The sequence below is a fragment of the Pseudomonas sp. MWU13-3659 genome (assembly GCF_023757525.1).
Lineage (GTDB): Bacteria > Pseudomonadota > Gammaproteobacteria > Pseudomonadales > Pseudomonadaceae > Aquipseudomonas > Aquipseudomonas entomophila_E.
In genome coordinates, this window is sequence record NZ_JAMSHW010000042.1 from 1 (window position 1) to 20,164 (window position 20,164).

General features: G+C 61.2%; 21 protein-coding genes and 1 pseudogene. 3 read left to right on the forward strand and 19 right to left on the reverse strand.

Annotated features, from left to right (window positions below; all coding sequences use genetic code 11):
* The 14 genes and pseudogenes from NGM28_RS26325 to NGM28_RS26395 form a co-directional block, all read right to left on the reverse strand.
* A partial coding sequence (locus NGM28_RS26325) for a hypothetical protein (RefSeq protein ID WP_252092277.1) occupies positions 1-349 on the reverse strand: 349 nt, incomplete at its 3' end.
* A gap of 49 nt (positions 350-398) precedes the next feature.
* Positions 399-1,115 carry a hypothetical protein gene (locus NGM28_RS26330; protein WP_252092278.1) on the reverse strand — a complete coding sequence of 239 codons (717 nt, stop codon included), beginning with the start codon at positions 1,113-1,115 and terminating at the stop codon, positions 399-401.
* 122 nt (positions 1,116-1,237) lie between these two features.
* Positions 1,238-1,993 carry a hypothetical protein gene (locus tag NGM28_RS26335; RefSeq protein ID WP_252092279.1) on the reverse strand — a complete coding sequence of 252 codons (756 nt, stop codon included), beginning with the start codon at positions 1,991-1,993 and terminating at the stop codon, positions 1,238-1,240.
* Positions 1,994-2,273: 280 nt separating this feature from the next.
* A complete protein-coding gene (locus NGM28_RS26340) occupies positions 2,274-2,555 on the reverse strand; it encodes a hypothetical protein (RefSeq protein ID WP_240063653.1) in 282 nt (93 codons plus the stop codon).
* A 298-nt stretch (positions 2,556-2,853) separates the two neighbouring features.
* Positions 2,854-3,246, reverse strand: coding sequence for a hypothetical protein (locus NGM28_RS26345; protein ID WP_240063654.1), 393 nt, complete (start codon positions 3,244-3,246; stop codon positions 2,854-2,856).
* A gap of 1 nt (position 3,247) precedes the next feature.
* Positions 3,248-3,649 (reverse strand): polymorphic toxin type 47 domain-containing protein, encoded by a 402-nt coding sequence (locus NGM28_RS26350; RefSeq protein ID WP_240063655.1) that lies wholly within the window; start codon positions 3,647-3,649, stop codon positions 3,248-3,250.
* Positions 3,637-3,861 (reverse strand): annotated as a pseudogene (locus NGM28_RS26355) (RHS repeat-associated core domain-containing protein); the annotation flags it as partial. The pseudogene NGM28_RS26355 and the gene NGM28_RS26350, both read right to left, overlap by 13 nt.
* A gap of 99 nt (positions 3,862-3,960) precedes the next feature.
* Complete coding sequence (locus tag NGM28_RS26360; protein WP_240063656.1) at positions 3,961-4,329, reverse strand: hypothetical protein; 369 nt, start codon at positions 4,327-4,329, stop codon at positions 3,961-3,963.
* A gap of 5 nt (positions 4,330-4,334) precedes the next feature.
* On the reverse strand, positions 4,335-9,146 hold the full coding sequence (locus NGM28_RS28755) for an RHS repeat-associated core domain-containing protein (RefSeq protein WP_286089103.1): 4,812 nt from the start codon (positions 9,144-9,146) through the stop codon (positions 4,335-4,337).
* Positions 9,143-9,883 (reverse strand): DUF4123 domain-containing protein, encoded by a 741-nt coding sequence (locus NGM28_RS26375; protein WP_252092280.1) that lies wholly within the window; start codon positions 9,881-9,883, stop codon positions 9,143-9,145. The genes NGM28_RS28755 and NGM28_RS26375 overlap by 4 nt, the downstream gene beginning before the upstream one ends.
* Entirely contained in the window at positions 9,873-11,915 is a 2,043-nt protein-coding gene (locus tag NGM28_RS26380; protein ID WP_252092281.1) for a type VI secretion system Vgr family protein, read from the reverse strand. Before NGM28_RS26380 ends, NGM28_RS26375 begins: the two co-directional genes overlap by 11 nt.
* Before the next feature lie 336 nt (positions 11,916-12,251).
* Positions 12,252-12,893 carry a LysE family translocator gene (locus NGM28_RS26385; protein WP_011535069.1) on the reverse strand — a complete coding sequence of 214 codons (642 nt, stop codon included), beginning with the start codon at positions 12,891-12,893 and terminating at the stop codon, positions 12,252-12,254.
* A gap of 77 nt (positions 12,894-12,970) precedes the next feature.
* Positions 12,971-13,168 (reverse strand): hypothetical protein, encoded by a 198-nt coding sequence (locus tag NGM28_RS26390; protein ID WP_252092282.1) that lies wholly within the window; start codon positions 13,166-13,168, stop codon positions 12,971-12,973.
* A gap of 77 nt (positions 13,169-13,245) precedes the next feature.
* Complete coding sequence (locus tag NGM28_RS26395; protein ID WP_252092283.1) at positions 13,246-14,211, reverse strand: threonine dehydratase; 966 nt, start codon at positions 14,209-14,211, stop codon at positions 13,246-13,248.
* A gap of 75 nt (positions 14,212-14,286) precedes the next feature.
* On the opposite strand from NGM28_RS26395, the gene NGM28_RS26400 reads away from it, so the two are divergent.
* The gene (locus NGM28_RS26400; protein WP_252092284.1) at positions 14,287-15,648 is read left to right on the forward strand and encodes an aminotransferase-like domain-containing protein; all 1,362 of its coding nucleotides are present in this window, start codon (positions 14,287-14,289) and stop codon (positions 15,646-15,648) included.
* Between the two features lie 126 nt (positions 15,649-15,774).
* On the opposite strand, the gene NGM28_RS26405 is transcribed toward NGM28_RS26400, so the two are convergent.
* A complete protein-coding gene (locus tag NGM28_RS26405; protein WP_011535072.1) occupies positions 15,775-16,032 on the reverse strand; it encodes a DUF2790 domain-containing protein in 258 nt (85 codons plus the stop codon).
* Positions 16,033-16,379: 347 nt separating this feature from the next.
* Here NGM28_RS26405 and NGM28_RS26410 point away from each other — a divergent pair, with 347 nt between their 5' ends.
* Positions 16,380-16,784, forward strand: coding sequence for a GNAT family N-acetyltransferase (locus tag NGM28_RS26410; RefSeq protein WP_502943917.1), 405 nt, complete (start codon positions 16,380-16,382; stop codon positions 16,782-16,784).
* On the opposite strand, the gene def is transcribed toward NGM28_RS26410, so the two are convergent.
* The 3 genes from def to NGM28_RS26425 all read right to left on the reverse strand — a co-directional run bounded on the left by def (position 16,739) and on the right by NGM28_RS26425 (position 18,616).
* On the reverse strand, positions 16,739-17,275 hold the full coding sequence (def, locus tag NGM28_RS26415) for a peptide deformylase (protein WP_240063662.1): 537 nt from the start codon (positions 17,273-17,275) through the stop codon (positions 16,739-16,741). The genes NGM28_RS26410 and def overlap by 46 nt on opposite strands.
* On the reverse strand, positions 17,275-18,231 hold the full coding sequence (locus NGM28_RS26420) for a YihY/virulence factor BrkB family protein (RefSeq protein ID WP_240063663.1): 957 nt from the start codon (positions 18,229-18,231) through the stop codon (positions 17,275-17,277). Before NGM28_RS26420 ends, def begins: the two co-directional genes overlap by 1 nt.
* Positions 18,232-18,436: 205 nt before the next feature.
* The gene (locus NGM28_RS26425; protein WP_240063664.1) at positions 18,437-18,616 is read right to left on the reverse strand and encodes a CsbD family protein; all 180 of its coding nucleotides are present in this window, start codon (positions 18,614-18,616) and stop codon (positions 18,437-18,439) included.
* A 245-nt stretch (positions 18,617-18,861) separates the two neighbouring features.
* Here NGM28_RS26425 and NGM28_RS26430 point away from each other — a divergent pair, with 245 nt between their 5' ends.
* The gene (locus NGM28_RS26430; RefSeq protein WP_213657860.1) at positions 18,862-19,242 is read left to right on the forward strand and encodes a hypothetical protein; all 381 of its coding nucleotides are present in this window, start codon (positions 18,862-18,864) and stop codon (positions 19,240-19,242) included.
* Here the strand turns inward: NGM28_RS26430 and NGM28_RS26435 are convergent, their stop codons facing one another.
* Complete coding sequence (locus NGM28_RS26435) at positions 19,243-20,079, reverse strand: CvfB family protein (protein ID WP_252092285.1); 837 nt, start codon at positions 20,077-20,079, stop codon at positions 19,243-19,245.
* Positions 20,080-20,164: the final 85 nt, after the last annotated feature.

Below are 20,164 nucleotides of genomic sequence, written 5' to 3' on the forward strand. Positions count from 1 at the left end.
GCAGCAAGTCTCTGATATAGGAGCTGCGAGTTCCACCACCGATCCAAAAGTCTGTCACCGCGTTCAGAACCTCAGGGTCCATACGGAGTGCGGTATATGCAGCATCATGCATAAAGTGACTAGCCCCTTCATCCAGCCTGGACTCAAACAAGCTCCCTACCAAAATACAACCTATGGCTGCTCGCACCATCCAAGGTTCCGTCCGCGCTTCGAGAATATGAATCGCCGGAGAAATCAAGGAAGCGTCTGCCAGAATGATTTCCCAATCCTCTCCCATATCCTCGATAGCAAGACCTAGCAGTTCGGAAACTCGCGAACACACATCCGGTGGCGCCCCATAGTACGTCATCAAGCCTCCTTAAAGCCCGCCCCTCCTGGATTACTAAAATCATGTCTTTTTAAACACCAACCCTAGCGTCATCATACCCCTTATAGAGTTCCACCAACTTATCACACGCAGCCATTACCACTGACCTTTCAGAACCAACCTCTTCAGAACGGACATTTTTTTCACACCAATCACGAATATAACAAGCCCCCACAGACATAGAACAAACAACATATTCCCCCATAAACTCAAATGACATATTAGCCCCTTCAGGACTAAGGTAAACCGGGATATTATCTGGATCCTTATCACACTCCAGATACACTCCTGACATACCTACCCCCACCCCACCGAAGTTCAAGAGACACTCCAACAAAACTCCGATATAGCTATCCACGTGCAAATTGGAGCAAAGATAAAAATCCAGCAAACTGTTTTTCGGAACATCACTACGCACAAGGTCAGTCATGCCACCGTAAAGCCCCACCAGCTTCTTACAACCTTCAATTACTGCCCCCCTATCAGCAATTACCTCCTTATCACACCACTCCTCTATATACTTTGCGCCTTCAGCCATTGAGCAAACAACATACTCATCCATATACTCAAACGACATATCAAACCCATCGGAATCCAAATAATCTGGAATACCGAGCACGTCTCTATCACACCCTAGAGAGACCCCCGACATCTCTGTGCTAATACCTTCAAAATTCAGTAAATCCTCAATCAGAACCCTAATCAAACTCACACCATCAATACCTGTGGAAATCTTGAAATCAAGCATGCAGGTACTCACTATTTCACTTTCAACCTTACTTAACACACTCAACCCTCCACCGCCTCACAACCTGACAAAAATTGACAATCATTCCAGTTAGAACATCAGAGCAAACACCGCACAGCCTTCTAAACCCCATGCCTTGCATCATCAAAACCTTCATAGAGCCTCACCAGATTATTACAAGCCCCCATTATCTTCCCTCTCCTAGAATTAAAACCTTTACAGCAAACATTTTTCTCGCACCAATCGCGAATATAACAAGCACCTACAAACATAGGACAAACAACATATTCACCCGCAAAATCAAACGACATCTTATACTTCTCACACCTCAGATACGCAGGAATGTCTTCCGAATTACCATCGCACCCCAGATATACTCCAGACATGCCTAAACCTACCCCCTCGCACCTCAAGAGGGACTCAACCACGACTTCAATATAGTCCCCTTCATTCAAACCAGAACCAACAAGCATATCAGATAAACATTTCCCAGGCATTTCGCTCAGAGTGAGATCACTCATACCACCATAGAGCCCCACCAATTTCTTACACCCTTCAATCACTGCCCCTCTGTCAGTAACCACCTCCCTATCACACCACTCCTCTATATACTTTGCGCCTTCAGCCATTGAGCAAACAACATACTCACCCATGTACTCGAAAGACATATCAAACCCATAAGGATCCAAACAATCCGGGATACTTAGAATGTCAACATCACATCCAAGATAAACACCTGCCATCTCCAGCCCCACACCCTCAAACCTCAGAAGACTGTCAATTAAAATATCCAGACAACTCTCATACCTCAAGTCATCCGACACATATAACACCCCCATACAAGCCCTCATTATCTCTCTATCATCAGCGCTAAGCATGTTTGTCTCTTCCCTCAAGTGCTTGATATCAAATTATTTCATTCCCCTCTTTCAAAAACCACTTCCATCATGCGCCATCTCACTCCCATCACCCACCGTATAGACTCATTAAACGCTGACATTTCTCCACCACCTCCCTCTTATTCTTGTTTACATTTATCTCACACCACTCACCAATCCAAGCCTACATATCAACCCATAACGCCTATCTTCCTACCCCTTACGGTGCGAAGTCCCTCACTTTTCCAGCGACACTCTAAAGACTCCTCCTACCTCACAGCTAAACACCCCCACTATAGAGCGATACGAGCTTATTACACGCATGCAAAACGGCTTCTCTCTCACAGTAAATTCTTTCATTACACCAAGCACGTACAAGTCTCGCCCCCTCTGACATAGTGCAGACATAGCTCTCACCAATAAACTCAAAAGCCATATATCCCTTGCGGCCAATTAAATATGAAGGAATCATCTGAAAATCCTCATCACACGCCAAGTAAACACCAGACTCCTCCACAGCAACTCCTTCATACACCAACAGCTTTTCAAGCATCACAAGCATATAGCTATCCGCATAGCTACTTGAGCACTCCCTGAACCCCACCAAACAATTCCAAATAGTTGACTTATCGGACTCCGGCCTCATATCACTCACTTCATCCAGGTAGCCCCCACGCCTCAAGTCATCCGACATATAGAACGCCCATACAAGTCCCACCACCCCTTTATCACCACAACCAAAAATCACACCCCTCGTAAACCTAAGAACCGCCAGCCATACCCCGCAGTATTAAAAGCTCTAAAATCAACGCTCAAACCATAACCAAAACAAGCTGCACTCACAGGACATTGATCGCTTTTTATTTGGTGCGTGACCAAACCACCTCATCACTATCACCGCAATAAACCAAAGTCTTCTTAGTTGAGTCAAGCAACCAAAACACGTACCCAGTAGTTCGACCAAGTATCAACTGCAAATCACCCGACGACTCAAACCTCCAAACATGCCACCCACCATCAAAAACCATCAAATATACAAAGTCTTCTTTCTGATCTATTATTTTTCTCCAAAAATTCGCATCATAAAAACTACCCACCTCGCTCAAGCAGTTCGGATCAAGCCCACGATCACCTCTATAGAAAGTCTTTCTTATATAGTTCAAGAACCCCTCCAACTCCAAACCAGTAAAACGCATAACTTTAATAGAATCACCCAGCAATTCTTCCTCGATCTCACTTTGCAAGTAACCCATTTTATTTTTCTCTCCCCTTCTCATCCTGAACACGCTTCCTACTCACCGGAACCTCTTGCACCAAGATGTGTCCTCGAACTCCTCCAGCTCCATCTCGCTTCCCGGGCGTTTGATATCCAACATGAGGAATTGCTGGCCCGTTTTTACTGCCAACCAGAGTTGGATCATCAATATTCACCTCTGCTCCTTTATTCGCGCCGGCTAAAACCTTCCACTCTGTGGGATGAGACTTACCATATTTATCCTTACCCCATTTCGTCACCTCGAACTCAGCCCTTGGTACTCCCGTCCTACGAAAAGCTTCGTCCAATGCTTTTTTTACCTGCTCATGAGGGCTACCCGGCAACGACCGATAATCCAAATCCTTTTTGGGATCAAACCTCCACCCCCTTCCGGACAACACGCCGCCAACCCCAACGGATCCACACCATACAAGTACCCATTGACCCCACCCGCCAATCCAATCGGATCCGGCGTTAGATACCGCCCTGTCTGTGGGTTGTAATAACGGCGTCGGTTGTAATGCAGCCCGGTTTCTTCATCGTAGTACTGTCCCTGGAACCGCAAGGGGTTGTCGATGTGATCCACGTCCAGGCGCAGGACATGGCCGTAGGATGCGATCCGCACACCTCTAGTTTTGTCTCGCCCTTCAAGTGCTTGATATCAACTTACTTCATTTTCCATTTTCAAAAACCACTTCCATCATGCGCCATCTTACTCCCCGCACCCGCCATATAGACTCATTAAACGCTGACACCTCTCCATCACCTCCCTCTTATCCTTACTTACATTCATCTCACACCACTCATTAATCCTTCTCGCCCCTTCAGACATTTCATATATAGCGACCTCACCAATAAACTCAAACGCCATTCCATTTTCAATACCAATTAAATATCTCGGGATATTATCCAGATCCTCATCTCGCTGAATATATACACCAGACATCTCAATCCCCACACCCTCGAACTGCAACAAACACTCAAGCAAAACATCAAGATAACTTTCCACATGCAAAGCCCCTGAATCCCTAAAATCCATCAGGCATGCACTAACGATCTCATCCCGACTAAAACCAACCATAACTTTCACCTCAATGACGGATGGAAATTTACAACAACATTATCAGAATTCAGATACACCCTAAACTTAATACCACGAACAACATTACTATACGAAACAGACCCTGACGCCACTGCTTTCTCATAACCTACCCGAGCCGCCTCAAGACCACCTGAATATATATCCTCAGGCGATAGCACATCAGGATCATATACCGTTTTTTGATTTTTAAACGGCCGCACCCCAACCACATCACCTTTGTTGTTTAACTTGTCTCTAGCATAAAAAATCTCGGATAGCCCAGGCATTTCACCCGGCTCTTCACGCAAAACAAAGAGACCATGATCATCAACAGCCTTCATAAACGCATCTCTATTATGCGCCCCTTTAATACCAACATCTCTATCGTAACCATCAAACTTATCCAAATGATTTCTCACCCCACTGCTAACTGGCACCCCTTTATACGTAAACACATCCGGACAACACGCCGCCAATCCCAACGGATCCACCCACCCCGTCGGATTCACACCATACAAATACCCATTGACCCCACCCGCCAATCCAATCGGATCCGGCGTTAGATACCGCCCTGTCTGTGGGTTGTAATAACGGTGTCGGTTGTAATGCAGCCCGGTTTCTTCATCGTAGTACTGCCCCTGGAACCGCAGGGGGTTGTCGATGTGGTCCACGTCCAGGCGCAGGACATGACCGTAGGCGCGGTAGCGCGCCGACCAGCGAACGCGCCCGCTGCTCGAGGTCAGCTCCTGGGGCGTGCCGAGGTGGTCGAGGTGGTAGTGCAGGGTTTCGGCGGGGCCGTCGCCGTCGCGCAGCAACATCACCATGGGGCGGAAGCCGCCGGGCTCGTAGACGTAGCTGCGCCAGCGGCCCTGGCAGTGCTCGGCCAGCAGGCGTTCGCCCTGCCAGATGAACGTGGTCACGGTGTCGCCGACGGCCTTGGACACGCGGCGGCCGAAGGCGTCGTAGCGATAGCGGGCCTGGCGGCCGTCGGGCAGATCGACGCTGGCCAGGCGGTGCTGGCTGTCGTAGTGGTAGCGGGTGACCAGCTGCTGGCCATGGCCGCGGCGCTCGCTTACCTGGTTGCCGAAGCGGTCGTAGTCGTAGTGGCTGTCGCCGTGCATCAGCAGGCGGTTGGCGTCGACCCGCACATCGCGCGGGTCGCCGCGCAGGCCGCTCTGGGCCAGGAGGTTGCCGGCGGGGTCGTGGACGAAGTACTCGGCCAGTTCGCCGCGCACGGCGGTCAGGCGGTCCAGGGGGTCGTACTGGTAGGTGCGGGTGCCGCGGCGGGTGTCCTCCAGGCGGGTGAGGTTGCCACTGTCGTCGTAGTGGTAACGCCGCAGGAACACCGAGCCTTCCTTGCGATCGACCCGCTGGGCCAGCAGGCGGCCCTGGCCGTCGTACTGGAACTGGCTGAGCAGGTCGCCCTGCTGGCGGGCCACTTCGCGGCCGTGTTGGGTGCGATGGGCCGTCAGGCGCTGGCCGTCGAGGTCGATGGCCTGCAGGTGGTCGCCGGGCTGGTAGCGGTAGTCCAGGCGGCTGCCGTCGGGCAGCCGGCAGTGGCTGACCCGGCCCATGGCGTCGTAGCCATAGTGCAGGGTCGCCCAGCCCTGGTGCTCGGTCACCAGGCGGTCGCACAGGTCGTACGTGTAGGCCAGCGGCCAGTGGCCGTCATCCACCTGCACCAGGCGGCCGAGGGCGTCGTAGCGGTGCTCGACCTGTTGCCCGTCGGGCAGGGTCTTGACCAGCAGACGGCCCTGTTTGTCCCGGGTGTAGCGGGTCAGCCACGGCTCGCCGGTCTCGCCGTGCTCGGCCTTTTCCAGCAACTGGCCGTTGAGGTCGTAGCGGTAGCGGGTGACTTGCCCGTCGAAGCCGGTCTCCTCGGCGAGCAGGCCGTTGGGGTGGTAGGCCAGGCGGTAGTGTTCGCCGCGGGCGTTGACCACCTCCGACAGTTGCAGCTGGGGATTGTCGTAGCGGTAGCTGAGAACGCTGCCATCGGGGTCGATGCGCCGGGACGGCAGGTGCAGCCCGTCGTCGTACTCGAAGCGGGTCACCCGCCCCAGTTCGTCACGCTGGGCGGTCACCCGGCCATAGGCGTTGTATTCGTAACGGCGCACGCCGCCGCCGGGCAACGACACCTCGCTCACGCGCCCGGCCAGGTCCCACTTGTACTGGGTGACCGAGGCGTTCTCGCGCTGGCGCATCACCAGGCGGCCCAGGGCATCGTAGCGGTAGCGCCGCGAGCCACCGCCCGGCAGGGCTTCGCTGACCAGTTGCCCGGCGGCGCTCCAGCCCAGCTCGTGCAGGCTGCCGTCAGGTTGGCGGATGCCGACCAGGCGCCCCTGTGTATCGTAGAGGTAGCCGGTGACCTGCCCGCACGGGTCGGTCTGGCGGATCACATCGCCCTGGGCATTGCGCTGATACAGCCAGCGGGCCTGCCCACGGCGCACTTCGCAGACATGGCCGTCGCGGTAGTGGTAATGGGTCGCTTCGCCGTCTTCGGGCTGCACCGACAGCAACTGCCCGGCTTCGTCGTAGCTGTAGACGGTTTCGGCGCCCAGCGGATTGCGCTCGGCCACCAGGCGGCCGTGGTCATCGTAGGTCTTGTGATGCTCGGCGCCGTCGGCGTCGACCTGGCGCACCAGCCGGGCCTTGTCGTCGTGCTGGTACACCTGCTGGCTGCCGTCGGCGTTGTGCACCGTGACGGCGCCCTGCCCGTCCCACTGGTAGCGCGCCTCCAGGCCCGGCACGCTGGACCAGTGGCGTACGCAGCGGGCCTGCTTGCCTTCGCCCTCCCATTCCCAGTAGAACGCCGCGCCGCCGGCCAGCCGCCGCTCGAGGATGACGTTGGCGGCGTCGTAGCGGTAGCGCTCCCGCTCGTCCAGGCCGTTGCAGGCCTCGGTCAGTTGCCCGGCGTCGTTGTAGTGGTAGCTGGCCAGGGTCGCCACGCGCACCCAGGGCGCCTGCTCGCGCCCCTTCGCGTCCAGCAGCGGCTGGCGCACCTGCAGCTCCAGCGCCACCAGGCGGCTGCCCTGGTACGCCAGGTACAGGCGGTTGCCGGCGCCGTTGTCGACGTGTTCCAGGCGGCCGGCGCGGTCATGGCCGAGGGTGAGGCGATTGTCGTAGGCGTCGCTCAGGGCGACCAGGCGGCCATCGATAAAGTGCAGGTAGCGCGGGCGCTCGCCGGCTTCGGCGATCACCAGCTCGCCCTCGGCCTCACCGAGGAAGATCGCCGCGTTGCTCAGGCTGTTGCAGATGAATGGGCGACGGCTGTCGGGCATCGGGAAGCGGGTGCGGCGGTTCTCGTGGTCGCACCACACCACGCCCTGGCCGTCGGCCTGCAGCTGGTGGCACAGGCTGTGGCTCCAGCCGGGGCCCAGGCCGTGGTCGATCTCGGCCGCACTGGTGCGGTACATCCGCACCCAGGCCAACGGCAGCACGCCGAACAGCTCGGCCTCCTGCAGCGTGAGCAGCTCCTCGCCGGTGACCATCGACACCGGGCAACGGTTGGTGACGGTCTCGTCGGCGCGCTGGGCGGGCTTGTCGCTGGGGGTGCGGGGCTGGCTGGGGGCGTCGGGCAGGTCCGCTTCCGGCTCTACCCGCAGCGCCGCCTGGCGCTTGCCACGCACCACCGAGACGGCGTCGTCCACCACCATGTCGAGGTCTTGCGGGGCGCTCTTGATGGCCAGCGGTACCTTGGCGGCGCTGTTGACCTCGACGCTGCCGCCCGTCAGCAGCGGCTTGGCCAGGCGGGCATGGGCCGCCAGGGCGTGGTCGCGGCTGAGGTCGATCAACCGTTGCAGGCTGCCGAGCAGGTCGCTGGCAACGCCGCCCGCATGCTTGAGGCCCTTGGCGGTCAGCCGGAACGCCAGGCCCAGGCCACCGGACAGCACGACGCCCAACAGCACGTCCAGCAACAGGCCGGCGTTGAGCATGGCGAAAGCCTGGGCCTGCCATTCGGGCGGGGTCAGGGCCAGCCACTGCAGGATCGCGGTGGCGTAGAAGAACATCAGCAGCTCGTCGTGGAGCATCAGGTTGGCGGTGTGCAGCAGGCTGGCCGCCTGGGCCTTGAGCTTCTGGAAGTCCGCCTCGCTGATGTGCTGCAACAGCTTGTCGCGGGCGCCATCGAGGTTGAACAGCAGCTTGACCAGGGCCTTGAGGTCGTCGAGCAGGTTCATCAACACGCTGCTGACGCCCTTGTACATCGCCGCGTTGATGTCCTTCAGGCGTTGCAGGGAGCCCACCGGCGGCATGCGGTCCCAGTGCGGGCCGATGCGCTCGGCCCACTCGCTGTCCAGCCAGCCCTTGAGCTGGTCGAGCAGACCGTCGTAGGAGCCGTGCAGCGCCTCGATCTCGGCCGGGCCGACCTTGGGGTGGAACAGCAATGTGTAGCGGCGGTTGGCGTGGCAGCCGCTGATGGTCGCCCTGCCCTGCTCGTCGAGCTGGCCCTCGAAGCGCTGCGGGGCCTGGCCTGGCGGCACCTGCTCCACCAGCGCGTAGGGCGTGCCGCCGATGGGCACGAAGGCCAGGCTCTCGAAGCGGTGCACGATGTTCAGCACGCCATTGGCCGGGCAGTTGGCGTAGCCAGTGATCGTGCGCGCCCCCAGCCCCTTGGCCTGGCGCAGCACCTCGTTGCCCTCGCTGTCGGTGAAGCGCAGCTCCTGCTCCAGGTTCAGCGCCCAGCCCAGCCACAGGCTGTCCTGCAACTTTTCGAAAGTGGCCAGGCTGTGCTGGCGGAAATGGGTGATCCGCGCCGGGCCGTCGGGCTTGCGGGCGTCGAGGTTGTCGTAGAGGAACTTGGCGTAGATCAGGAGGCTCATGGGGTGATGTCCTTGTTCACGTGCGCCAGCAGCCGTTCCATGGCTGGCGTGTCGAGCGGGGCACCCAGGGCCAGGCGCTCGACCTTGCAGCGCAGGGTGGCCTCGGGGAGGGCGAAGTAGAGATCGGGGTGGACCTCGCGCAGCCATTGCATGAGGTTGTCGATGACCGGGCCGGGGTCGCGCCGGTGCAGGTGCTCGAGCAGTTCGGCGCTGACCGGCCACCAGGGGAATGGCTCGATGTTCAAACGCGCGGCCTGGCGCAACGAGCGCGCCTGGCCATTGCTCCAGACCCGGCTGAACACCGGCAGCAACGCGGGCGACCCGGCCTGCTCGTGGTCGAGCAGGGCCAGCAGTTGGTGGCCGTCCCACAGGCGCAGGAACACCGCAGTGCCGTCCGGCAGCTTCACCTGGGTCAGGCTGCGCAGGTACTCGAACACCTGCGCGGGCGGGTGCGACGACACCGCCAGCCAGCCCCAGTCACGGCAGCGGACAGTGCCGCACCAGGCGAGGAACTCGCCCTGGGGCGCGGCCTCCACCAGGTAGGGCATGGCTTCGAGCCAGCCGGCGTAGGGGGTGCCTTTCCACAACGGCAGGGGTACCTGAAAACCGTCGTGTCGGCGGTAAGCCGCCAGCACGTCGGCCTCGCTGACGCTGCCGAACACCACATACAGGCGTTCGCCATCGACCAGGGGATTGGCCGCGAGCCAGGCTTCGGGGGTGAGGGTTTCACAGGTCACAGGCGCCCTCCTTGCACCGCTCGCACTCTTCGCAGAACGCGGCGTTGCGGCGGAAGGTGTCGAGCTGCGCCTGGGTCAGCGGCCGGCCTGCCACGGCCTGCTCGGCCTGGGCGGTGGCGCCCGGTGGCAGCGGCATGGCCGGGGTGCCGCCGGGAACCTGGCCATTGGCGTCGACACAGTAGGCTTTGCCGAGGGTCACGCCACTGGCATCGACCCGCAGGAAACCGCCACCGGCGCGCAGCACCACCTCGCAGCCGGCATCGAGCACCAGCCGCCTGCCGGCTGACAGGTGAACCTCCTGCCCGGCCTCGACCAGCAACGCCTGGCCGAGTTTCATGTGCCGGGAATTGACGATGTTCAGGTGATCGTCACCGCGCAGCTCGGTCTTGCGGTCGCCATGCACGGTGCGATGTTGCTGGGCGTGGTACTCGCTGTGGACGTCGCCCTGCACGGTGTCGTGGCGCTCGTTGCGGACCTGAACGCGCTGGTCGTGGCCGACGCTCTGTTCCCAGTCGCGCTGGGCATGAATGAAGATCTGCTCCTGCCCCTGGCGGTCCTCGATGCGCAGTTCGTTGCTGCCCTCGGCCCCCGGCGAGCTGGCCGTCTTGAACACGCTGCGGGTCTTGTTGGCGGGCAGTTCCAGGGGCGGCAGGTGAGCGGCGTTGTACAGGCAGCCGGCGACCACTGGCCGGTCAGGGTCGCCGTCGAGGAACGCCACCAGCACCTCCATGCCGACCCGGGGAATGACCAGGCTGCCGTAGCCGTTGCCCGCCCAGTTGCTGGCCACACGCAGCCAGCAGCTGGTCTTTTCGTCGCGCTGGCCGTCGCGGTCCCAGTGGAACTGCACCTTGATCCTGCCGAGGGCGTCGCAGTGGATCTCTTCACCTGCCGGGCCGGTCACCCTGGCGGTCTGGGCGCCGTGGATGCGCGGCCGTTGGCCGGGCGCCGGTGGCCGATAGGGAGTCCCCCAGGGCAGCGCCTTGAACTGGTTGCGATAGCCCTGCCAGGTCGCCGCCCCGCCTTCGCCGCCGGCCTCTTCCAGGACCTGTGGCTGATGGCCTTCGTGGGTAACCTCGGCCAGCAGCCACAGGGCGTTCCAGGCATCGCGCGGATGCGCTTCAAGGGTGAAGAAATGGCCACTGCGCAGGGCCGGCTGGTCGCTCTTGCCCTCGGCTTGCAGGTAGTCGGCCCGAAGGCTTTCGAGGGCTCGCTGGCTCACATGGCGAGCGCCTTCGCGGTCGGTGAAGTCCCCGGGAAAACCGTAATCCTCGACGTCCGGCTGGGGCACGGGCAGCTCGGGCTGGTGTGCACCGTGCAGCACCAGGTTGGGCTTTTCGAAGTCATAGCCGCGCCGGCTGGCCCTGGCGGTGCGGGCCGCCACCCGCGCGCCGAACCGGTTGACCACCGGCTGGTCCCGGGCCTGGCCACTGTCGGGGGCGAAGCGGGTCGGCCGGGCCAGGCGCGGGAAGGCGCTCTGGTCGTCGCCGAACACCAGCAGGTGGCCGTCGGGGCTGTGCTCGAAGTGGTAGTGCAGCCCCTCCTCCGCGCACAGGCGCTGGATGAACGCGAGGTCGGTCTCGTCGTATTGGGTGCAGTAGTCGCGCTTGGGGTAGACCGTGGGGCCGAGCTGGAAGCGGTAGGCGTCGGCGAGGATGCCGTGGGCCTTGAGCACCGCGGCGATGATCTGCGGCACGGTCTGCTGCTGGAAGATGCGCAGGTCGCGGTTGTGTTCGAGGTAGGCCAGGCGTGGGACCAGCTCCAGCCGGTAGTGGGTCAGCCGTGCGCCGGTGTCACCCTGGGAGACGCAGGCAATCTGCCCGTGGATGCACTGGCCGTCGCCACCGATCTGCAAAGTCGCCAGTTTGTGCAGCAGGTGCTCCAGGTCGATGGCCGGGTCTTCACTGACCAGTTCGACACTGAACAGGTAAGGCGTACAAAGCGCCTCCGTGCCGGTGAAACGCAATACTTGCAAGTCCGTTTGAACACCGTGGACCTGCAAGCTGAATCGGGGCTGATCTCCTGATCCGAACATTCGCCATCCTTATGCCAGGTACGCTCACGGCGCCGCACCTACACGAAAGTGCAAGTACGGGGCGCGTTGAAGCCGTTGAGAAGTACCCGAAGCATAAGGCAATGAAAGTGCGCAACTTTTGCGCACTCGCACACAAGCAAATGATTTAAAAAGAGAAACCTGAATTTATTTCAATTTGTTTTTATATGAAATAACGGCAAATAATTACCTGCACAAAACAATCAATAAGACGCTTCCCAATACAAAGTAGGAGGCGCCTTACAAACCTAAAAATATCTAAACAAACTTATAAACAAAACAACGCAAAAGTTCGCACCACACATCCGCAACGAACACTCAAACGGATGCAGCGAGGATGAACTCGCGATAACCTGAGACAATCACATACACCGCGAAATAGCAGAAAATGGCCGCCGACAGCAGGTAGGACCACGTCAGCAACCGGTCACCGAGCAGGCGCCCGCCATGGCTGGCGATGCCGCACAGCGACAGGCACCAGACCAGCCCGGCGGCGAAGAAGCCCCCCAGGAACAACCCTGCGTCGAGCAGGCTGCCGCCACCGGACCTGGAGATCAGCACCCCGCCCACCGCCGCGAACCAGAGGATGGCGCTGGGCGAAGACATGGCCAGGAAGATCCCGCGCAGGAACTCGCGCCAGCCCGACTCCACCACCACCTCGCCCCGCGACTCCAGGTGCCCGCCGCGCCAGGCCGCCAGCAGCATCTTCAGCGCGAACCACACCAGCAGTGCCGAGCCGCCCAGCCACAGTGTCCAGCGCACGCTTTCGAACTGCAGCAGCACGGTCATGCCGGCCAGCGCGGCAATCGCGTAGACCAAGTCGCCGACACAGGTGCCCAGGCCCAGCCAGAACCCCTGGAGAAACCCGCGCTGCATGGCCAGGGTGATCATGGCGATATTGGCGATGCCGATATCCAGGCAAAGGGACAGGCTGAGCAGGAAACCGTTGGAGAAGGGCATGGCACACTCTGGGCGCATTCAGGGGAGCCCATTGAACCCGAGGGTGTGCTTGCCGTACAGGAAGAAATTGCACGCAGTCAGCGGGGCTCCGGCTTGATGGTGCAATCGCAAAGATAGTCGTCTACGGCTTGTTGAAATGCCATGTGCAACCCAGTCAAGGTGCTGGCGTGAAAACTGATGATATCGACCACGCCGAGCACACGACCGACGAATACCTGGTCATACGCATCGTATTCAACACCGGCCTCGTAGCCTTTGTAGTGCATGCAACCCATCATCGTTCTCCTGAAACACATTGCGAACGGGCAAAAATGCTACCAAACCGGGAAAGCACTTTTGCCCCAACATTCATTCAGGATTTTTCATCACCCGCCAGCACCTGCGCATACCACGCCCGGTCCACATTCGCCCCGCTGAGCACCACCGCGACACGCTTGCCGGCCTGGCGCTCGCGCTCCTGCAGCAACGCCGCCAAGGCCGCGGCGCCGGCCCCTTCGGCCGTGTTGTGAGTAGCTTCGTGGTACAGGCGCATCGCGGCCGCGATCTCACGGTCATCCACCCGCACGATACGCGCGGCATTTTCGCGTACCAGGGCAAAGGCCTCCGGATGGGGCACGCGGCAGGCCATGCCGTCGGCGAAGGTATCCGCGGTGGCCGTGGTGACGATGCGCCCCAACTCGAAGCTCTGGGCATAGGCGTCCGCAGCGCTGGAGACCACACCGACGATCTCGGTATCCAGCCCCAGCAGGTTGCGCGCCTGGATCAGCCCGCAGATGCCCGAGCCCATGCCGATCGGTACGTACACGCAATCCAGCCCGCGCACCGCCTCGAACAGCTCCAGGGCATAGGTGGCCACGCCGCGCACCAGTTCCGGGTGGAAGGACGGCACCATCGCATAGCCACGGGCCTCGGCGATCCTCGCCGCTTCCTCCCGCGCCACATCGAAGTCGACACCGTGCTCCACCAGCTCGGCGCCCAGTGCGCGCATGGCGGCGTTCTTCTCGCGGGAGTTGCCTTGCGGCACCACGATCACCAGCGGCAGGCCGGCCTGGCGCGCCGCCAGGGCCATGCTCTGGCCGTGGTTGCCCCGGGTCGCGGTAACCAGCCCGCGCGGCACCTGGCCGCTGGCCAGCAGCGCACGCACGTAGACCAGGCCACCGCGCACCTTGAAAGCGCCGGTGGGCGCATGGTTCTCGTGCTTGACCCACACCTGGCAACCCAGCCGCTCGGCCAGCAGCGGCCAGGCATGCTGCGGGGTCGGGGGAACGTGCTGGTGGACGAATGTGGCGGCTTCGCGCAGGGCGGGCAGGTCGAACATGGCGGGCATCCTTCATCGGTTGGGGTTGAACCGATGCTAAGCGCCGGGCATTGTATGGGTCCAAGGATATATTGCATGGGTAGCAATTTCGTGTGGACGCCAACACTGCCGGACAACAGCCAGCCCCGCTATCTCGCGTTGGTCGACGCCATCGCCAGCGCCATCGAGCGTGGCGAACTCACGGTCGGCCAGCGCCTGCCACCGCAACGGCGCCTGGCCTGGGCCCTGGGGCTGAACCCCAGCACCACGCAGCAGGCCTACCGCGAAGCAGCGGCGCGGCACCTGGTCTCCGGCGAAGTGGGCCGCGGCACCTATGTGCTGGCGGGGAGCAAGGAGGCGACGCTGTTCCGCCTCAAGCAGCCTGATCACCAGCATCCGGTGATCGACCTGTCGACCAACGTGCCCGTGGCCGATCCGCACAATTGCGACCTGGAGCACAGTCTGCGCGGCTTGCTCGAACAGAGGGAAACCGCCCTGCTCGACCATTACCTGGGGCCCGACCAACTCATGTTGGGGCGAATTCAGGGCGCCCGCTGGCTGGCCAATCGCGGGCTGGACCTGGCACCGGAGGAGGTGCTGCTCTGCGGCGGTGCCCAGCAGGCGTTGACCCTCGTGTTGCAGTCGTTGTGCCAGGCGGGTGAGCCGGTGATGGTCGAGGCGCTGACTGCCCCGGGCATCAAGGCCGCGTGCCGACAACTGCGTCTGCCGGTGCATGGCGTGGCCCTGGATGACCAGGGCCTGCGCCCGGATGAACTGGACCGTGTCGCACGGGCCAGTGGTGCACGGGTGCTGGTGACCACACCGACCTTGCACAACCCCACTGGGGCCTGCATGGACGAAGCCCGGCGCCGGGCGCTGGCGGAGGTCGCCAAGCGTCATGAGTTGCTGGTGATCGAGGATGATGTGTATGGCGCACTGACTGATCGGCCACCGCTCTACCCGTTGCTCGAAGACCGAGGCGTACTAATCACTAGCCTGTCCAAGACCGTGGCCGCAGGACTGCGCCTGGGCTGGATCGCAGCCCGCCCCGCGTTACTGGAGCAGATCGACCCTTACGCCCAAGCTACCCACTGGTCGGTATCACCCTTGAACCTGCGCATCGCCTGCCAGTGGATCGCCGACGGCACTGCCGCCCGGCGCCTGGCCTGGCAGCGGGAGGAACTTGGCGAACGCTGGCGCCTGGCGCGGGCGCTGCTGGGGGATGCGCTGCCGATCGCCGGCGTGCCGTCGCCTCATGCCTGGCTGGCCACGCCAGGAGACGCCGAGGCAGTAGTTGCCCGGTGTCGGGCGCAGGGGGTGGAGATCGTGCCGGCCAGCGTGTTCGCGGTGGGCACGGACAGCGTGCGGGCGGTGCGGGTCAGCCTGTCGGCGGCGCACAGCCGGGCGCAGTTGAAGCAGGGCCTGGAGCTCGTCCGGGATCTACACCTGCCCCTGTAGGAGCGGCCTTGTGCCGCGAAAGGGCCGCAAAGCGGCCCCGGCGATCTTTGCACCAACACTGAAGTCTGGGGCTGCTACGCAGCCCTTTCGCGGCACAAGGCCGCTCCTACAGGGATTGCGTGCGGCTCAATTCAACCGGCAACCTTCGCCCAGGGCGCGGTACTGGAGGGTGTGCACCTGCCCTTGGTGGTCTTCGTAGGTCATGGTGGCAGGCACCACTTCACACACGTTGGGGATGGTCGACAAGCTGATCACACGCTTGATGTCGAGGTTGGTGGAATAGTCGTACTGCTCGACCGCGGGTTGGGTGTCTGCGGTCTTGGCCTGGTCCGCGAAGGCGAACGGGGACATACCGACCAATGCAAGAATCAGTAAGGCTTTCATGGATATCGACCTTGATGGCTATCAAGCTGATCGCGTGACTTCTGATGCCGTCAATGGCGCGGAGAAGTTGTCATCGACTGCTGGGATGACACGAAGTACCGATCCCGCTTTATCGTACTGCCGGGGGGATGAGGGAAAGTCTACTCCCCGTCCGGAATAGTTGAACCCTTATGTCGGATATTCACCCTTGTCGGATTTGCAACAATCTGCGACAAAGCGCGGCCTGACGCTCAGGGGCCGAATAGGTAGGTGCCTGGTCCGGCGCATTCGCCGGCAAGCCGGCTCCTACAGGGAGAACACTTTTGACCGCGTTGACCTGCATGCACCTTCCACAGGCGCAACGCCGCCTGCTGGAGCACTTCTATCGCCAGCACGGCTCGCGCATGCGCGCCAGCGGCGAGGGGGAGCTATGGGTGGCCCGTGCCGATGAAATTGTTGGAGGGATGAGCCTGCAGGCTGTGGCACAAGGGCACTGGCTTACCGGCCTGTTCGTCGCGCCACAGTGGCGTGGGCGGCAGGTCGCGTCGCGCCTGGTCGAAGCGGCCTTGGCGGCGCGCCCGGGCCCGACCTGGCTGTTCTGCCACCCGGACCTGCAGCCGTTCTACCAGCGCCTGGGCTTCACGCCCGCCATCGACCTGCCCGAAGCGCTGACCTCGCGGCTGGCCCGCTACCAGCGCAGCAAGCCCTTGCTGGCGATGGCGCGTGGTCAGTCGTCGGCCACATCGAGCCCAGGGAACAGCACCTCGGTGTAGCCGAACTTGCTGAAGTCCTGAATACGCGAGGGGTACAAGCGGCCGATCAGGTGATCGCACTCGTGCTGTACCACCCGTGCATGGAAACCATCGGCAAAACGATCGATCGGGTTGCCGTCCGGATCGACGCCGGTATAGCTGATGTGCTTGTAGCGCGGTACCACGCCGCGCAACCCCGGCACAGAGAGGCAGCCTTCCCAGCCATCCTCGACCTCGGTGGACATCGGCGTGATCACCGGGTTGAGCAGGATGGTCCGGGGCACGGCTTCGGCATCCGGGTAGCGCTCGCTACGCTCGAAGCCGAAGATCACCAGTTGCAGGTCGATGCCGATCTGCGGCGCGGCCAGGCCCACGCCACCGACATGGGCCATGGTTTCGAACATGTCGTCGATCAGCTGGCGCAACTCCGGGCTGCCGAGCATGTGCTCGGGAACCGGCGGGGCGATGCGCAGCAGGCGTTCATCGCCCATCTTGAGAATGTCACGGATCATCAGGTATTAGGCTCGCGGGTTTGAGGTGCGTGTTCCACAGGGTGCTCATGGCCGAGCACGGTGATGGTATCCCGGTGCTGGTCGCCCGCGAAGTCCTTCTCGCCCGGGTTCTTGCCTTCAGCCGACATATGCTCGATCACCGCGTTCATCTCCGCCCCCAACAGCAGCACGGCGGCGGAAATGTAGAAGTACAGCAACAGCACGATGATTGCACCGATGCTGCCATACATGGCGTTGTAGTCGGCGAACGTCTTCACGTAGTAGGCGAAGCCCAGGGAGGCGACGATCCACACCACCACCGCCAGCACCGAGCCGGGGGTGATGAAGCGGAATTTCTGCTTCACATCGGGCATGACGTAGTAGATCAAGGCCACCGCCACCATCATCAGGATGATGATCGCCGGCCAACGCAGGATGGTCCACACCACAACCACCGCCTCTTCCAGGCCCACCTGCGAAGCGATCCATTCCATGACCTGCGGCCCCAGCACCATCAACGCAGCCGCCGCCAGCAGCATGCCGGCGATGCCGACGGTGTAGATGATCGACAAGGGGAAGCGCTTCCACACCGGCCGCCCTTCGGGCACGTCGTAGGCGGCGTTCATCGCGCTCATCATCAGGCGCACGCCGGCCGAGGCCGTCCACAGGGCGATCACGATACCCACCGAGAGCAAGCCGCCCTTCGACTGCTGCAACTGGTCGATCACCGGGTTGACCTGCTCCAGGGCCTGGGGCGGCAATACCAGTTCGGACTGCAGGCGCAGCCAGGAGAAGAAGTCCGGCAGGTGCAGGAAGCCGATCAGGGCGATCAGGAACAGCAGGAAGGGGAACAGCGAGAACAGCATCTGGTAGGCCAGCGCACTGGCATAGGTGGACATCTCGTCATCGAGGAACTCCTTGACGGTGCGCACCAGCACGCGGTGCAGGGGCAAGCCGCGCAGCTCGGGGAAAATCATAGCGTCTCCTTTCGCCGCTTGATCGTCGTGGCAATACGGACAAGTCTAATAGACCGCGCCGCAGCTGTGACTACTCAACGTCAATTGCAAGAAAACGGCTACATCCTAGTGCCTAAATCGTAGGAGCCAGCTTGCTGGCGAACAGCATCTTCATGCCCGTTCGCCAGCAAGCTGGCTCCTACAGGTCGCGTGGCTCACCGGTTGATCAAGGCTTTTTCACCGCATCCTTGACCTTGCCCACCGCCTGCTGCGCTTCGCCCTTGATTTCCTGGGCCTTGCCTTCGGCGCGCAGCCGGTCGTTGCCGGTGGCCTTGCCGACGCCCTGCTTGATGTTGCCCACGGCCTCGTTGGCCAGCCCTTTCGCTTTGTCTTTGGTACCGCTCATGGGAGAACTCCTTGCGGGAAAGACACGGGGAATCGTGTCGACAACAGGTCGACCCGCAGGCTTGCGCCAGAGTTTCAAATTGTTTGAACAGGGCCTGCCGAATGGCAAACAGGGGGCATGTTGACGTGTTGACTGTACCGGCGCTTTCGCCGGCAAAGCCGGCTCCTACAGGTTCGGCGCTTGCCGCGCCCCGCGCCACCCAGCACAATGGCAGGCCTTTCTAGCGTCAACCCGCAGGAACCTGCATGAAACTCGACAAACCCACCGCCATCGCCCGCCGCAACGCGGCGCTGACCCGGCCGGTGCTCGACCGCGACAACACCCTGTTCGCCATCCTCGACAAGAAGCGCAACCTGTGGTGGTTCGAAGTGCCGGTGGCATTGCTGCGCAAGGGCCAGCCCGACTGGGTCAACCTGTTGCTGCACACCCCGGAAACCGACGAGTTGCAGCACCTGAAGGTGCCGGTCAACTTCCTGCGCGCGCATCAGGAGCAGATGGAAGTGCGCCACCCCGGCAAGCGCCGCTCCACCATCAGCCTGGCCCTGAGCGCCGACCGCGACTCGCTGCTGCGCGACACCCGCCCCGGTGGCGAGCAGCTGGACTTCCGGACCTTCGTGCAGGCCTGATCAGGCCCGCTCGATGCGATCGTCAAGGATGACGATCCGGCCCTGCTTGAACAGTGCACCGATCGCTTTCTTGAAGTTGCCCTTGCTGACATTGAACATCTGGCTGATCACCGCCGGGTCGCTCTTGTCGCACACCGGCAGCACACCGCCGGCGGCTTCCAGGCGCTGCATGATCTGCTCATGCAGGGTGTCGGCCAGCGCCTCACCGACCGGTTGCAGGCTCAGGGCGATCTTGGCGTCGTGGCGCACTTCCTTGATGAAGCCCTTCTCGTGCATGCCCGAACGCAGGAACTTGAACACCTCGTTCTTGTGGATCAGGCCCCAGTGGCGGTTGTTGATGATCGCCTTGAAGCCCATGGGCGTCTCGCCGGCCACCAGCAGCTCGACCGGCTGGCCGGCCTTGTAGTCCACCGGGGTGCGGTCCAGGTAGCGGTCCAGCTTGGCGGTGGCGGTGATGCGCCGGGTGCGCTTGTCGAGGTAGGCGTGGACCACGCAGTAGTCGCCGATCTTCAGCGGCCTGGACTCTTCCGAATACGGCATCAGCAGGTCCTTGGAGAGGCCCCAGTCGAGGAAGATGCCCGCGCCGTTGATGTCCTTGACCTTGAGGCTGGCGAACTCGCCCACCTGCATTTTCGGCTTCTCGGTGGTGGCGATCAGCTGGTCTTCGCTGTCGAGGTAGATGAACACGTTGAGCCAGTCGTCGAGCTCCAGTTCGGCGTCCTTGGGGAAGTAACGCCGTGGCAGCAGGATTTCGCCGTCGGCGCCGCCGTCCAGGTACAGGCCGAATTCCACGTGTTTCACGATTTGCAAACTGTTGTAACGCCCAAGCAGAGCCATTTCCGAAGATCCTCAAGACAAGGCGGCTATTCTAACACCTGACCCGCCCGGCCGCCCGAGCGTCCATTCGCCGGAACCGCCGCGC

What these genes read in the sequence shown, in the direction of transcription:
- NGM28_RS26405 (WP_011535072.1), bottom strand. Translation starts at nt 16,032, where the DNA reads ATGAAAGCCTTACTGATTCTTGCATTGGTCGGTATGTCCCCGTTCGCC.
- NGM28_RS26330 (WP_252092278.1), bottom strand. Translation starts at nt 1,115, where the DNA reads ATGCTTGATTTCAAGATTTCCACAGGTATTGATGGTGTGAGTTTGATT.
- NGM28_RS26395 (WP_252092283.1), bottom strand. Translation starts at nt 14,211, where the DNA reads ATGTTCGACCTGCCCGCCCTGCGCGAAGCCGCCACATTCGTCCACCAG.
- NGM28_RS26425 (WP_240063664.1), bottom strand. Translation starts at nt 18,616, where the DNA reads ATGAGCGGTACCAAAGACAAAGCGAAAGGGCTGGCCAACGAGGCCGTG.
- NGM28_RS26435 (WP_252092285.1), bottom strand. Translation starts at nt 20,079, where the DNA reads ATGGCTCTGCTTGGGCGTTACAACAGTTTGCAAATCGTGAAACACGTG.
- NGM28_RS26360 (WP_240063656.1), bottom strand. Translation starts at nt 4,329, where the DNA reads ATGGTTGGTTTTAGTCGGGATGAGATCGTTAGTGCATGCCTGATGGAT.
- NGM28_RS26380 (WP_252092281.1), bottom strand. Translation starts at nt 11,915, where the DNA reads ATGTTCGGATCAGGAGATCAGCCCCGATTCAGCTTGCAGGTCCACGGT.
- NGM28_RS26400 (WP_252092284.1), top strand. Translation starts at nt 14,287, where the DNA reads ATGGGTAGCAATTTCGTGTGGACGCCAACACTGCCGGACAACAGCCAG.
- NGM28_RS26420 (WP_240063663.1), bottom strand. Translation starts at nt 18,231, where the DNA reads ATGATTTTCCCCGAGCTGCGCGGCTTGCCCCTGCACCGCGTGCTGGTG.
- NGM28_RS26430 (WP_213657860.1), top strand. Translation starts at nt 18,862, where the DNA reads ATGAAACTCGACAAACCCACCGCCATCGCCCGCCGCAACGCGGCGCTG.
- NGM28_RS26385 (WP_011535069.1), bottom strand. Translation starts at nt 12,893, where the DNA reads ATGCCCTTCTCCAACGGTTTCCTGCTCAGCCTGTCCCTTTGCCTGGAT.
- NGM28_RS26335 (WP_252092279.1), bottom strand. Translation starts at nt 1,993, where the DNA reads ATGCTTAGCGCTGATGATAGAGAGATAATGAGGGCTTGTATGGGGGTG.
- NGM28_RS26340 (WP_240063653.1), bottom strand. Translation starts at nt 2,555, where the DNA reads ATGCTTGTGATGCTTGAAAAGCTGTTGGTGTATGAAGGAGTTGCTGTG.
- def (WP_240063662.1), bottom strand. Translation starts at nt 17,275, where the DNA reads ATGATCCGTGACATTCTCAAGATGGGCGATGAACGCCTGCTGCGCATC.
- NGM28_RS26390 (WP_252092282.1), bottom strand. Translation starts at nt 13,168, where the DNA reads ATGGGTTGCATGCACTACAAAGGCTACGAGGCCGGTGTTGAATACGAT.
- NGM28_RS28755 (WP_286089103.1), bottom strand. Translation starts at nt 9,146, where the DNA reads ATGAGCCTCCTGATCTACGCCAAGTTCCTCTACGACAACCTCGACGCC.
- NGM28_RS26345 (WP_240063654.1), bottom strand. Translation starts at nt 3,246, where the DNA reads ATGGGTTACTTGCAAAGTGAGATCGAGGAAGAATTGCTGGGTGATTCT.